Below are 13,339 nucleotides of genomic sequence, written 5' to 3' on the forward strand. Positions count from 1 at the left end.
CTGCCCGCCCCGGTCACTGACTCATGTCAGCTCCCGGGGACGAACAACCTTGCCGCCTCGACGCAGCATGAATGATTTTTTGTATGGTCATGTATAGCGAATGGCGGCGGACAACCCGCCATTCCCTGAAGCAAGGAACTCTTAATGGCGCAACAGAAATCGGTGACCCTGGTGATCAGCCATGTGCTCGACCCGGAGCATGGCCAGCAGTATGAAGCGTGGCTGGGCAAAATTATGCCGATTGCGGCAGAGTTTCCCGGTCATCTTGGCGCAAACGTCATTCGTCCGGCCCCCGGGCAGAATTTATGGAGCGTGATTATTCGCTTCGACACCATTGAGCATCTTTACGCCTGGACCCAGTCGGAGACCCGCCGCCAGCTTGTGGCGGAAATTGCGCCGCTGCTGAGCGAAGGCGATCGTACCGAAGTCCGGACTGAACCGGCCTTCTGGTTTACGCCGCCCGCGGCGAACGTGCGCCAGCCGCGACGCTGGAAGCAATTTTTAATCACCCTGCTGGTGATTTTCCCCAGTACTAATCTGGTGCCATCAATAACCGGAATACTGTTGCCCTCGTTGAAGGGAAGCCTGTTGCTGCATCTGATCAATGATGCCTGTGTGGTCGCGCTGGTGGTCTGGTTCTGGATGCCCATCGTGACCCGTCTGTTTGCTGGCTGGTTAAAGAAAAACTGAGCCAGCCTCCTGAAGGAGTGCGTTATGTCGCAAACTGCCACACTGATCCTGACCCACGGTCGGGTTCATACTCTCGATCGTCAAAATCCCCTGGCCGATGCGGTGGCGATCGCTGACGGTAAAATTCTCGCCGTCGGTAGCCACGATCGGATCATGAGCTTTGCCGCGGACGGGACGCAAATTATCGATCTCAAAGGCCATACGGCGATCCCCGGCCTGAACGACTCCCACCTGCACCTGATCCGCGGCGGCCTGAACTACAATCTGGAGCTGCGCTGGGAGGGGGTTCCCTCGCTGGCGGACGCGCTGCGGATGCTAAAAGATCAGGCCGACCGCACGCCGTCGCCGCAGTGGGTGCGGGTGGTCGGCGGCTGGAGCGAGTTCCAGTTCGCCGAACGGCGGATGCCGACGCTGGAGGAGCTTAACGATGCGGCGCCGGATACGCCGGTATTTGTCCTGCATCTGTACGATCGCGCATTGCTAAACCGCGCGGCGCTGAAGGCGGTGGGCTACACCAAAGAGACCCCGGATCCGGCGGGCGGCGAGATCGTTCGCGACGGTAACGGCAACCCGACCGGGATGCTGATCGCCAAACCCAATGCGATGATCCTCTACTCGACGCTGGCCAAAGGGCCGAAGCTGCCGCTGGAACTTCAGGTCAACTCAACGCGGCAGTTTATGCGCGAGCTCAATCGTCTGGGGCTGACCAGCGCTATTGATGCCGGGGGCGGTTTTCAGAACTACCCGGAAGATTATGAAATTATTGAACAGCTGCACGCCAAAGAGCAGATGACCGTACGTATCGCCTATAACCTGTTTACCCAGCGGCCTAAGCAGGAGCTGGAAGATTTTGAGCGCTGGACCGATATGCTCAAGCCGGGACAGGGCACCGATTTTTACCGCGCCAACGGCGCCGGGGAGATGCTGGTTTTCTCGGCGGCGGATTTCGAAGACTTCCTCCAGCCGCGTCCGGATCTGCCGGAAGGGATGGAAGATGAGCTGGAGCGGGTGGTGCGCCATCTGGTTGAACACCGCTGGCCGTTCCGCCTGCACGCCACCTATGATGAATCCATCAGCCGGATGCTCGACGTCTTCGAGAAGGTGAATCGCGATATTCCGTTCAACGGGCTGCACTGGTTCTTCGATCATGCGGAAACCATCACCGAGCGCAATATCGAACGCGTTAAAGCGCTGGGCGGCGGCATTGCCGTACAGCACCGTATGGCTTTCCAGGGCGAATATTTTGTCGACCGCTACGGTAAAGACGCGGTCAAACATACGCCGCCGGTCGCGAAAATGCTCGAACTGGAGGTTCCGGTGGGTCTGGGGACGGATGCCACCCGCGTGGCGAGCTACAATCCGTGGACCGCGCTTTACTGGCTGGTATCAGGGCGTACCGTCGGCGGGATGGCGATGTACGACGACAGCAACCGCCTGCCGCGCGACGTGGCGCTGGAGCTGTGGACGGCGGGAAGCGCGTGGTTTTCCAGCGAGCAGGGCAAGAAAGGGCGCATTGAGCAAGGCCAGCTTGCCGACCTGGTGGTGCTGTCGAAAGACTACTTCAGCGTCGCGGAAGAGGAAATCAAGGGGATCGAGTCGGTGCTGACGGTGGTGGACGGCAAGGTGGTGTACGCGGCGGGACACTTTTCGCCGCTGGCGCCGCCGCCTATTCCGGTGCTGCCCGAGTGGTCGCCGGTGGTGAAAGTTCCGGGCCATTACCGTTCCGCGCCGCCGACGGCCGCGAATATCGGCGCGATAGTTCAGATGCACCAGTGCTGCGGCAGCTGCGGCGTACATGGGCATCAGCATGATATTGCGCGCAAATCGGCGATTCCGGTTGCCGATGAGCAGGCGTTCTGGGGCGTACTCGGCTGCTCCTGCTTTGCTTTTTAGCGCGACGGGCGCTTATTAGTACCGGTAGGCCAATGAGAGCATCAACGCCCTCATTGGCCTTTTTCATTTTCTCGGATAGCGCTGATAAGACAATGTGTGTCATTCTGCTCCCTCTTCAAACAGTGAAGGTGAGAACATGGATGATCTACTGATCTTTGGCGCTGTGATTTTATTCTGCGGGCTGGTGGTTGGGCCGCTCGTGGCGATTGCCGCGCTCAGGCGCAGCGCGGCGGTCCGTGTGGAACTGGCGGCTTTGCAGCGTCGGGTTGAGGAGCTTGAGCTGCGCGGCGTTGCGCAGGCACCGGTGGCGGAGACAAGTGGCGTCGTGCCGACTGCTCCGGAAGTCGTTGCTTCTGTTGACGCAACAGCGCTGGTAGAACATGAGTCATCACCGGCGCCCGTGGCGGAAGCCGTTGACCCATGGCTTTCGCAGCCGAAGCCAACGCCGAAGCCGGAGCAGATGGCGAAATCGGCTCCTGAAACCGAACAACCTTCCGCGTTTGGCGGGATGGTATCGTCATTGGTTCGTTGGTTTATGCAGGGTAACCCGCTGGCGAAGCTCGGGATCCTGCTGCTGTTTCTTGGCCTCTCCTTTCTGCTGCGCTATACCGTGGAACACGCTCTTTTCCCCCTCGAGTTGCGTCTGGTCGCGGCGTCGTTGTTCGCCATTGTCCTGCTGGCTGTCGGATGGCGATTGCGGCATAAGCAACCGATGTACGCCCTGATCTTGCAGGGTGGGGCAACGGGGGCGCTCTATCTCACCGTTTTTGGCGCCTTTCGCCTGTGGCAGATGCTGCCGATGACCCTGGCGTTTGCGCTGCTGGTGGTGATTTGCGCGGCGAGCGTAGGGCTGGCGATTGTGCAAAAAGCGCTCAGCCTGGCCATGCTGGCGAGTCTTGGCGGTTATCTTGCGCCGCTGCTGCTCTCTACCGGCGGCGGCAGTCATGTGGCGTTGTTCTCATTCTATCTTCTGCTGTCGGTGGGCATTCTTGCCATCAGCATCCGCCAGCACTGGCGGGAGCTTAATCTGCTTGGCCTGCTGTTTACCTTTGGCGTCGGTGGCCTGTGGGGGCTGAATGAATATCGGCCAGAGTATTACCTGAGCTGCCAGCTGTTCTTAATCGCCAATACGATTATTTTTGGCGTGTTAAGCGTGGCGCTGTCGCTGCGGGCGCAGGAAAAGGGTAAGCAGATTATTGACGGCGTTCTGCTGTTTGCACCGCCGCTGGTCGGCTTTGGTATGCAGTACGCTATCACCCGGCATATGGAATACGGTCCGGCGCTCAGCGCGCTGGGCTACGGTGGCTTCTATCTGGCTTTAGCCTGGCTGGCACTGCGTCGCTACCCCTCTTTAGGGAAGCCGCTGGTACTGGCCGCGCTGGCGCTCGGCGGCGCATTTACCACCCTTGCTATTCCCCTTGCGCTTTCGGCTCGCTGGACCGCGATGGCCTGGTCGCTGGAGGGGCTCGGGATCCTCTGGCTGGGCGTGCAACAGCAGCAGCGGCGTATGAGCTATAGTGGGACTGCGCTACTCTTTTTGGCGGTTGGCAGCGCGCTCTGGGCGCAGGCAAATGACGCCACGCCGCTTTCTTTGCTGCTGATTTTCGCTGTACTCAGTCTTAGCTGGCTGGTCGCCGCCTGGCTGTGGCGAAGCATTGAAGTGCACGCCAGTGGAGGACTGCTTTTGGGCGGGCTACTGTTCTGGGTGGTGGCGCTTGTCGGCGCATCGCAGCTGGCGTTGAGTAAAGACTCGCAGATTATATTTGGCGTGCTGGCGACGCTGGCCGCGTCGGTATGGTGCTGGCGCGCGGTCGCTGCGCGTTTAGTCTGGCAAGAGCTGGATGCCAGCAAATGGTTGTTGTGGCCAATGATGCTGATAGTGCTGTTTTATCAGCTATCCCAACGGCAGATTTTCGCTGCTGGCTGGCAAAATCTGGCCTGGTGCGCGGCGCTGCCCGCGGCGGTGGCGCTGCTCTGGCGTGATGGGCCTTCGCTCCCGCCGCGCATAAACAGGCTCGCCCACCTGTCGCTGTTCTGGATGGTGTTGCTGGCGCTGGCGATGGAGCTGTTTTGGTTTACCCGGGATTTGCCGTGGGGCATGTCGGCCTGGGCGAGTGGATTAATGATGGCGGCAGGCGGGGGGCTGATCTTCCTTGTCTCTGAAGCCGTTCATCGGCAAATATGGCCATTCCGGGTATGGCCTGGGCTGTATGCCTCTCAGGCCATGATACCGGTGGCGGTTGCGCTGGGATGCCTGCTAACGCTGACGAACGTGCAGGATGGTACGGTCTACGGTCAGACCTATTTGCCGTTGATTAACCCGCTGGAAGAGGGCGCCGCTTTTGCGCTGCTTGGGCTGACGATATTTTATCGCGTTTCGCGGCGTTATTTTCCGCTGCAGCTATCGGTATGCCGCCCCTGGCCCGCGGTTGCGCTGCTGGCGCTCGGCTTCTGGTGGCTGAATGGCCTGCTGCTGCGCGCCCTGGCCTGGTACGGCGAGGTGGCCTGGAATATAGAGGCGCTGTGGCATTCGCGCTTAATTCAGACCACTTTCGCTCTGGTCTGGACGCTGGCGGCGCTGGCGGTCATGCTGCGTGCGACGCGGCGACACTCCCGCCGCGAATGGCTGTGCGGCGCGGCGTTGTTAGGCGTTGTCATTGTGAAACTCATGCTGGTGGACAGCGCGCGCGGCGGCGGGCTGGCGCGCGCTGTCGCGTTTATCGGCGTGGCTATTTTGGTGCTGATCGTCGGGTATTTTTCCCCGTTACCGCCCAAAGCAGGAGAAGAAAAATGAAATGGATGAAAGCGGTGTTATGCTGCGTGCTGCTGGGCGTGACGGGCGCGGCTGTCAGCGGCGATGAAGCGCGAGAAAAACCACTGGACTATATGCAGGGGATGATGCTGGAAACCACCGGCGCGTCGCCCTGGTATCGCGTCGAGCTTTCCCCGCTGCTCTATCAGGGGACGGCGTGGCCTGACCTGCGCGATGTGCGGGTATTTAACCATCAGGGAGAGACCGTACCGTTCGCGCTGCAGGTGCAGAAGGCGCAGCCCGTTACGCCTGAAGCGATGACGCTGCGGCTTTTCCCTCTGGAGATGTCGCCGGTTCCGCCGCGCGAAGAGGGGCGACGCGGCGGAGAATCGCTGGTCCTGCGTTCAACAACGGGGATCGAAATTCATCTGGAAACCGATGATGCGAAGGCGCTCGGGCAGAGCTACTTACTGACGCTACCGGCGGAGAAAACGGACGCGTTTGCGCTGGCTCAGCTGCGGCTGAACTGGGCGGCGCTGGCGGGCAGCTGGCAGGGGAAAGCGTCGGTCTATTCCAGTCGGGATTTGAAGTACTGGCGCCCTGTCCAGGAGGATGCGCCCCTTATGGATCTGGCGCGCGATAGCGATCGTTTGAAAATGGATACCATAAGCGCTGACCTGACGCTCTCCGCGGACGGGAATCGTTACCTGCTGGTGCTCCTCGATTCGCAAAGCAAGGCGGTCGTGTTAAATAGCGTGACGGCCCTGGCCGAACGCAGAGAGCCCGAGTCTACGCGCATTGAGCTTGATGCGCAGGCGAACAAGATTTCAGATGAGGAAGCCGTTTGGCGCTGGGCCCGGCCTCAGCCGCTGACTTCGCTCAGGATATCGATGGCCAGCGAAGGGGTTCTGCCGGTCGCGCTCTCCTGGCGCAGCGGCGAAAAAGAAGCCTGGCAGCCGCTGACCAAAACCGTGCTGTATCGACTGGACGGCAAGCGTTCGGAGGATATTCAACTTTCAGCCCAGCCGGTTGAAGCGGTGCGGATCACAACGATTAACGCCCGATTACCGACGTCGCTGCCCGCGATAAGCGGTGCGCGAGACAAATACCAGCTGATTTTTAATACCCAGGGAAAAGGGCCTTATATGCTGGCCTGGGGCAACCGGGCGGCGCCAAAGGCAGATGTCGCCATGGACATGCTGATACCGGCGTCGCTGCGCAAAACGCAGGCTGTAAGCGATCTACCGCTGGCCGTCGCGCAGGAGAGCGTCACCCTCGGCGGTGAAGCGCGGTTGACGGCGACGTCGGCTACCGAGCAGCAAAGCGGCTGGAAAACGCTGCTGGTATGGGGAGCGCTAATAGTGGGCGTCCTGGTGCTGGCGCTGATGGCGTGGCGAATCTGGCGCGAAGTGAAAAAAAGCGGCTCCGTATAAAACAAAAAAGGCTCGCATCTGCGAGCCTTTTGCCGAACGTACGCCGATTACAGGCTGGATACGTTCTCGGTCAGGTATTTAGCGACGCCTTCCGGAGAAGCGGCCATACCTTCTTTTCCTTTTTCCCACTGCGCCGGACAAACTTCGCCGTGCTCTTCGTGGAACTGCAGCGCGTCAACCATACGCAGCATTTCGTCGATGTTACGGCCCAGCGGCAGGTCGTTAACCACCTGGTGACGAACAACGCCGTTGGCGTCGATCAGGAAGGAACCACGCAGGGCAACGCCTTCGTCCGGGTGCTCAATACCGTACGCTTTCTGGATTTCGCGTTTGATGTCAGCAACCATGGCGTATTTAACCGGGCCGATGCCGCCCTGGTCTACCGGGGTGTTACGCCACGCGTTGTGGACGAACTCGGAGTCAAAAGAAACGCCAACCACTTCTACGCCGCGTTTCTGGAATTCTTCGTAGCGCTTATCGAACGCGATCAGTTCAGACGGGCAAACGAAGGTGAAGTCCATCGGCCAGAAGAACAGAACGGTGGCTTTACCGCTGGTGTGCTGTTTGAAGTTGAATTTCTCAACGATTTCGCCGTTACCTAAAACCGCTGCCGCGGTGAAGTCCGGAGCCTGACGAGTAACCAGAACCATATGATTCTCCTGTTAATACTAAGGTTAATTGGAACGCAACGCGGGCAAGTATAGGGAGAGGCGCCGGCGAACTCAACGCGACGCTGACAATCGATGAGATAGGTTTTGCCTATCAATCGTTATTTGAAACGGCTATTCAGAATAGTCTTTTGCCAAAAAAGCGCAATCTTTTACAGTTCACCTTTTTTCGCCTGCGCCATCATCTGCGGGTAGAAGCGCCAGAACTGCTGCTCAAGACGATCGTAATGGGTATCCAGATCCTGCCAGGAGTCGCGCAGGGCGTCCAGCCGCGGACGGCGGCTGGCCATACCGTTCAGAACCCGCTGAATAAACGCCATATCCCGATAGCGTTCAAGCCAGCGCTCTGACCACAGGTATTCGTTGAGATTGACAAAACGCGGCGGGGAATCGGGCAAAATAAACGAGACCTGGGCGTGGGCGTAGCGGACAAACTCCGGCAGCGGCAGCTCGGGCGACAGCTGCGTCCAGTGGCGTGATAAGAAATGGTCCCACATCACATCCAGCGTAATTGGCGCGACCCGGCGCGTTTCGGGACGAAACCACCCTTTGGCTTCGGTGACTTCGGGCAGGTTATCCGTCAGTACATCGATCCGGCGGTGCATAAAAATGCCCTCCACGACGTCAGCGGGCCACTCGCCGGCGGGGTCGCCGCGAACGAAATCGGCCAGTAAATTACCGGAAAGGGAGCTGTCAGCGAGATGGGCGAGGTGCAGGTGTGCGAGAAAATTCATGCGATTCGTTATCCGGATACGGCTAGTTGTTGCAGCGAAGAGGTGTGAGCACTAGACTAAGCCGCCTGTTTTTAAGTCATGAGTATATGCCATGCGCGTCGCCGATTTCTCCTTTGAATTACCCGAATCCCTGATTGCCCACTATCCCATGCCCGAGCGCAGCAGCTGCCGCTTGCTGTCATTAGACGGGCCGACGGGCGCGCTGACGCACGGTACTTTCACCGATTTACTCGACAAGCTCAACCCTGGCGATCTGCTGGTTTTTAATAATACCCGCGTGATCCCGGCCCGCCTGTTTGGCCGTAAAGCCAGCGGCGGCAAGATTGAGGTGCTGGTCGAGCGCATGCTCGATGATAAACGTATTCTGGCACATATTCGCGCGTCTAAAGCGCCGAAACCGGGCGCGGCGCTGCTGCTCGGCGACGATGAAAGCATTAAAGCGACCATGGTTGCGCGCCACGACGCGCTGTTTGAAGTTGAGTTCGACGACGCGCGCAGCGTGCTGGACATTCTCAACGCTATCGGCCATATGCCGCTGCCGCCGTACATCGATCGTCCTGACGAAGACGCCGACCGCGAGCTGTATCAGACCGTATACAGCGAAAAACCGGGCGCCGTTGCGGCGCCAACCGCCGGCCTGCACTTTGACCAGCCGATGCTGGCGAAGCTTCGCGAAAAGGGCGTTGAGATGGCGTTCGTCACGCTGCACGTGGGGGCAGGAACCTTCCAGCCGGTACGCGTAGACAGCATTGAAGAGCATATTATGCACTCTGAATATGCGGAAGTGCCGCAGGAGGTGGTCGATGCGGTGCTGGCGGCAAAAGCGCGCGGCAGCCGGGTGATTGCGGTGGGCACGACCTCGGTGCGTTCGCTGGAAAGCGCGGCGCAGACGGCGAAAAACGACCTGATTGAGCCTTTCTTCGGCGATACGCAGATTTTCATCTACCCGGGCTATCAGTACAAAGTCATTGATGCGCTGGTGACCAACTTCCATCTGCCTGAATCCACGCTGATTATGCTGGTTTCCGCATTTGCCGGCTATCAGCACACCATGAACGCCTATAAGGCTGCGGTAGAACAAAAATATCGCTTTTTTAGCTACGGGGACGCGATGTTTATCACGTACAATCCGCAGGCTATTTTTGAGCGCCCATAAGAAGGCTGTCGCGCTGGTTATTTTGACGCCTTCAGGAATTTATTAGCTATGGAATCATTCCGTAGCGAGTCGTTAAACGTCAGACTGTTTTTCTGACGCGGGAGTGATAATGAAATTTGAGTTAGATACCACCGATGGTCGCGCGCGCCGCGGCCGTCTTGTGTTTGAGCGCGGCGTCGTTGAAACGCCAGCCTTTATGCCGGTTGGCACCTATGGCACCGTGAAAGGGATGACGCCGGAAGAAGTTGAAGCGACCGGCGCGCAAATCATCCTCGGCAACACCTTCCATCTGTGGCTGCGTCCTGGTCAGGAGATCATGAAGCTGCACGGCGATCTGCACGACTTTATGCAGTGGAAAGGACCGATCCTCACCGACTCCGGCGGCTTCCAGGTCTTCAGCCTCGGCGATATTCGCAAAATCACCGAGCAGGGCGTGCACTTCCGCAACCCGATCAACGGCGATCCGATTTTCCTCGATCCGGAAAAATCCATGGAGATTCAGTACGATCTCGGTTCCGATATCGTGATGATCTTCGACGAATGTACGCCGTATCCGGCGGACTGGGATTACGCTAAGCGCTCAATGGAAATGTCCCTGCGCTGGGCGAAGCGCAGCCGCGATCGGTTTGACGGTCTGGGCAACAAAAACGCGCTGTTTGGCATCATTCAGGGCAGCGTTTACGAAGATTTACGTGATATCTCTGTTAAAGGTCTGGTAGAGATTGGCTTTGATGGCTACGCTGTCGGCGGTTTGGCTGTCGGCGAGCCGAAGGAAGATATGCACCGTATTCTGGAGCACGTCTGCCCGCAGATCCCGGCCGACAAGCCGCGATACCTGATGGGCGTCGGTAAGCCGGAAGATCTGGTTGAAGGGGTGCGTCGCGGGATCGATATGTTCGACTGCGTCATGCCGACGCGCAATGCGCGCAACGGCCACCTGTTCGTCACCGACGGCGTGGTGAAAATCCGTAACGCGAAGCACAAGAGCGATACTTCGCCGCTGGATGCAGAATGTGATTGCTACACCTGTCGCAACTATTCACGCGCTTACTTGCATCATCTTGACCGTTGCAACGAAATATTGGGCGCGCGACTCAATACCATTCATAACCTGCGATACTATCAGCGCTTAATGGCTGGTTTACGCAAGGCTATTGAAGAGGGTAAATTAGAGAGCTTCGTGACCGATTTTTACCAACGTCAGGGTCGAACCGTTCCACCTTTGAACGTTGACTAATTTTAATAATGAGGGAATTTCAATGAGCTTTTTTATTTCTGATGCGGTAGCAGCAACCGGTGGCGCGGCGCAGGGCAGCCCGATGTCTCTGATCCTGATGCTGGTGGTGTTTGGTCTGATTTTTTACTTCATGATCCTGCGCCCACAGCAGAAACGCACCAAGGAACATAAAAACCTGATGAACTCCATTGCCAAAGGCGATGAAGTACTGACCAACGGTGGCCTGGTTGGGCGCGTCACTAAAGTCGCGGAAAGCGGCTACATCGCTATCGCGCTGAACGATACCACTGAAGTGGTTATCAAACGTGACTTCGTAGCTGCCGTTCTGCCGAAAGGCACCATGAAGGCGCTGTAATTACCCATTTTCCCTAAGGGAACTGCCGTGTTAAACCGTTATCCTTTGTGGAAGTACGTCATGCTGGTCGTCGTCATTGTCGTCGGCTTAGTGTATGCGCTTCCCAACCTGTATGGTGAGGATCCGGCCGTTCAAATCACTGGCGCGCGCGGCGTCGCCGCCAGTGAGCAAACGCTGATCCAGGTCCAGAAAACACTACAAGAAGAAAAAATTACCGCGAAGTCTGTGGCACTGGAAGAGGGCGCAATTCTTGCGCGCTTCGACACCACTGATATCCAGCTGCGCGCGCGCGAAGCGCTGATGGGCGTACTGGGTGACAAATACGTCGTGGCGCTTAACCTTGCTCCGGCAACCCCGCGCTGGCTGGCGGCCCTGTATGCCGAGCCGATGAAGCTGGGTCTTGATCTGCGCGGCGGCGTGCACTTCCTGATGGAAGTCGACATGGACACCGCGCTGGGCAAACTGCAGGAACAAAATATCGACAGCCTGCGCAGCGAGCTGCGTGATAAAGGCATTCCTTACGCGACCGTGCGTAAAGAAGACAACTATGGCCTGAGCATCGCTTTCCGCGACAGCGCCGCGCGCGACCAGGCTATCTCATACCTTAGCCCTCGTCACCGCGATCTGGTTATCTCCTCTCAGGGCAGCACTGGCCTGAAAGCCGTGATGACCGACGACCGTCTGAAAGAAGCCCGCGAATATGCCGTTCAGCAGAACATCAATATCCTGCGTAACCGTGTAAACCAGCTGGGCGTTGCCGAACCTCTGGTTCAGCGTCAGGGCGCCGACCGTATTGTGGTTGAACTGCCGGGTATCCAGGACACCGCGCGTGCGAAAGAGATCCTCGGCGCGACCGCGACCCTGGAATTCCGTCTGGTTAACACTAACGTTGATAGCGCCGCGGCGGCCGCCGGTCGCGTTCCGGGCGACTCGGAAGTTAAATATACCCGCGAAGGCCAGCCGGTTGTGCTGTACAAGCGCGTCATCCTCACCGGTGACCACATCACCGACTCGACGTCGAGCATGGATGAGTACAACCAGGCGCAGGTTAACATCTCCCTGGATAGCGCTGGCGGCAACATCATGTCTAACTTCACCAAGGACAACATCGGTAAACCGATGGCGACCCTGTTTGTGGAGTACAAAGACAGCGGGAAGAAAGATGCCAGCGGGCGCGCGATTCTGGCGAAAGAGGAAGAGGTGATTAACATCGCCAACATCCAGTCTCGTCTGGGTAACAGCTTCCGTATTACCGGCATCAGCAACCCGACCGAAGCGCGCCAGCTCTCCCTGCTGCTGCGTGCAGGCGCGCTGATTGCGCCGATTCAGATTGTTGAAGAACGGACCATCGGTCCAACCCTCGGTATGCAGAACATCAAGCAGGGCCTGGAAGCGTGTCTGGCCGGTCTGGTGGTCTCTATCCTGTTTATGATCTTCTTCTACAAGAAGTTCGGCCTGATTGCGACCTCTGCGCTGGTGGCTAACCTGGTGCTGATTGTCGGCATTATGTCCCTGATTCCGGGGGCGACGCTGACCATGCCGGGGATTGCGGGGATCGTGTTAACCCTTGCGGTGGCGGTCGATGCGAACGTTCTGATTAACGAACGTATTAAAGAAGAGCTGAGCAACGGGCGCTCCGTGCAGCAGGCGATTGACGAAGGTTATCGCGGCGCGTTCAGCTCCATCTTTGATGCCAACATTACGACGCTTATCAAAGTCATTATCCTGTACGCGGTCGGTACCGGTGCCATTAAAGGGTTTGCGATTACCACCGGTATCGGTATTGCGACCTCAATGTTTACCGCTATCGTCGGCACCCGTGCCATCGTGAACCTGCTGTACGGCGGCAAGCGCGTTAAAAAGCTGTCTATCTGAGGAGTGCGTTGTGGCACAGGAATATACTGTTGAACNGGCCGGTCTGGTGGTCTCTATCCTGTTCATGATCCTCTTCTATAAGAAGTTCGGCCTGATTGCGACCTCGGCGCTGATTGCCAACCTGATACTGATTGTCGGCATTATGTCCCTGATCCCGGGGGCGACGCTGACCATGCCGGGCATCGCGGGGATCGTGTTAACCCTGGCGGTGGCGGTCGATGCTAACGTTCTGATCAACGAGCGTATCAAAGAAGAGCTGAGCAACGGGCGTACCGTTCAGCAGGCGATTGACGAAGGTTATCGCGGCGCGTTCAGCTCGATCTTCGACGCCAACGTGACGACGCTTATCAAAGTGATCATCCTGTACGCGGTCGGTACCGGTGCCATTAAAGGGTTTGCGATTACCACCGGTATCGGTATCGCGACCTCAATGTTTACCGCTATCGTCGGCACCCGTGCCATCGTGAACCTGCTGTACGGCGGCAAGCGCGTTAAAAAGCTGTCTATCTGAGGAGTGCGTTGTGGCACAGGAATATACTGTTGAAC

The 13,339-nt window shown here is 58.0% G+C and carries 10 protein-coding genes and 1 pseudogene; 9 read left to right on the forward strand and 2 right to left on the reverse strand.

Annotated elements, in window-relative coordinates:
- Positions 1 to 144: 144 nt before the first annotated feature.
- The 4 genes from FQK12_RS15570 (at position 145) to FQK12_RS15585 (ending at position 6,768) form a co-directional block, all read left to right on the forward strand.
- Positions 145 to 690 (forward strand): antibiotic biosynthesis monooxygenase, encoded by a 546-nt coding sequence (locus FQK12_RS15570; RefSeq protein WP_014228152.1) that lies wholly within the window; start codon positions 145 to 147, stop codon positions 688 to 690.
- 24 nt (positions 691 to 714) lie between these two features.
- Entirely contained in the window at positions 715 to 2,583 is a 1,869-nt protein-coding gene (locus FQK12_RS15575) for an amidohydrolase (protein ID WP_014228153.1), read from the forward strand.
- Positions 2,584 to 2,719: 136 nt separating this feature from the next.
- A complete protein-coding gene (locus tag FQK12_RS15580; RefSeq protein ID WP_014228154.1) occupies positions 2,720 to 5,377 on the forward strand; it encodes a DUF2339 domain-containing protein in 2,658 nt (885 codons plus the stop codon).
- Positions 5,374 to 6,768, forward strand: a complete 1,395-nt coding sequence (locus tag FQK12_RS15585) for a DUF3999 domain-containing protein (RefSeq protein WP_014228155.1) — start codon at positions 5,374 to 5,376, stop codon at positions 6,766 to 6,768. Before FQK12_RS15580 ends, FQK12_RS15585 begins: the two co-directional genes overlap by 4 nt.
- A 47-nt stretch (positions 6,769 to 6,815) precedes the next feature.
- Here FQK12_RS15585 and FQK12_RS15590 read toward each other — a convergent pair whose 3' ends face one another.
- Together FQK12_RS15590 and acpH are read right to left on the reverse strand one after the other, a co-directional pair.
- The gene (locus FQK12_RS15590) at positions 6,816 to 7,418 is read right to left on the reverse strand and encodes a peroxiredoxin (protein ID WP_004099418.1); all 603 of its coding nucleotides are present in this window, start codon (positions 7,416 to 7,418) and stop codon (positions 6,816 to 6,818) included.
- Positions 7,419 to 7,588: 170 nt separating this feature from the next.
- Positions 7,589 to 8,170, reverse strand: a complete 582-nt coding sequence (gene acpH / locus FQK12_RS15595; RefSeq protein ID WP_014228156.1) for an ACP phosphodiesterase — start codon at positions 8,168 to 8,170, stop codon at positions 7,589 to 7,591.
- Positions 8,171 to 8,261: 91 nt separating this feature from the next.
- Here acpH and queA point away from each other — a divergent pair, with 91 nt between their 5' ends.
- The 5 genes and pseudogenes from queA to FQK12_RS15620 all read left to right on the forward strand — a co-directional run.
- On the forward strand, positions 8,262 to 9,326 hold the full coding sequence (gene queA, locus FQK12_RS15600; RefSeq protein ID WP_014228157.1) for a tRNA preQ1(34) S-adenosylmethionine ribosyltransferase-isomerase QueA: 1,065 nt from the start codon (positions 8,262 to 8,264) through the stop codon (positions 9,324 to 9,326).
- 109 nt (positions 9,327 to 9,435) lie between these two features.
- Positions 9,436 to 10,563 carry a tRNA guanosine(34) transglycosylase Tgt gene (gene tgt, locus FQK12_RS15605; RefSeq protein WP_004129667.1) on the forward strand — a complete coding sequence of 376 codons (1,128 nt, stop codon included), beginning with the start codon at positions 9,436 to 9,438 and terminating at the stop codon, positions 10,561 to 10,563.
- Between the two features lie 22 nt (positions 10,564 to 10,585).
- Positions 10,586 to 10,918 carry a preprotein translocase subunit YajC gene (yajC, locus tag FQK12_RS15610; protein WP_004099423.1) on the forward strand — a complete coding sequence of 111 codons (333 nt, stop codon included), beginning with the start codon at positions 10,586 to 10,588 and terminating at the stop codon, positions 10,916 to 10,918.
- Positions 10,919 to 10,945: 27 nt separating this feature from the next.
- Positions 10,946 to 12,793, forward strand: a complete 1,848-nt coding sequence (secD, locus tag FQK12_RS15615) for a protein translocase subunit SecD (RefSeq protein ID WP_071881717.1) — start codon at positions 10,946 to 10,948, stop codon at positions 12,791 to 12,793.
- Positions 12,794 to 12,830: 37 nt separating this feature from the next.
- Positions 12,831 to 13,304 (forward strand): annotated as a pseudogene (locus FQK12_RS15620) (SecD/SecF family protein translocase subunit); the annotation flags it as partial.
- Between the last annotated feature and the right edge of the window lie 35 nt (positions 13,305 to 13,339).

It is taken from the genome of Klebsiella sp. ME-303 (assembly GCF_007910085.1).
Taxonomy (GTDB): Bacteria; Pseudomonadota; Gammaproteobacteria; order Enterobacterales; family Enterobacteriaceae; genus Klebsiella; species Klebsiella michiganensis.

What these genes read in the sequence shown, in the direction of transcription:
- yajC (WP_004099423.1), top strand. Translation starts at nt 10,586, where the DNA reads ATGAGCTTTTTTATTTCTGATGCGGTAGCAGCAACCGGTGGCGCGGCG.
- tgt (WP_004129667.1), top strand. Translation starts at nt 9,436, where the DNA reads ATGAAATTTGAGTTAGATACCACCGATGGTCGCGCGCGCCGCGGCCGT.
- FQK12_RS15590 (WP_004099418.1), bottom strand. Translation starts at nt 7,418, where the DNA reads ATGGTTCTGGTTACTCGTCAGGCTCCGGACTTCACCGCGGCAGCGGTT.
- FQK12_RS15585 (WP_014228155.1), top strand. Translation starts at nt 5,374, where the DNA reads ATGAAATGGATGAAAGCGGTGTTATGCTGCGTGCTGCTGGGCGTGACG.
- FQK12_RS15570 (WP_014228152.1), top strand. Translation starts at nt 145, where the DNA reads ATGGCGCAACAGAAATCGGTGACCCTGGTGATCAGCCATGTGCTCGAC.
- FQK12_RS15575 (WP_014228153.1), top strand. Translation starts at nt 715, where the DNA reads ATGTCGCAAACTGCCACACTGATCCTGACCCACGGTCGGGTTCATACT.
- FQK12_RS15580 (WP_014228154.1), top strand. Translation starts at nt 2,720, where the DNA reads ATGGATGATCTACTGATCTTTGGCGCTGTGATTTTATTCTGCGGGCTG.
- acpH (WP_014228156.1), bottom strand. Translation starts at nt 8,170, where the DNA reads ATGAATTTTCTCGCACACCTGCACCTCGCCCATCTCGCTGACAGCTCC.
- queA (WP_014228157.1), top strand. Translation starts at nt 8,262, where the DNA reads ATGCGCGTCGCCGATTTCTCCTTTGAATTACCCGAATCCCTGATTGCC.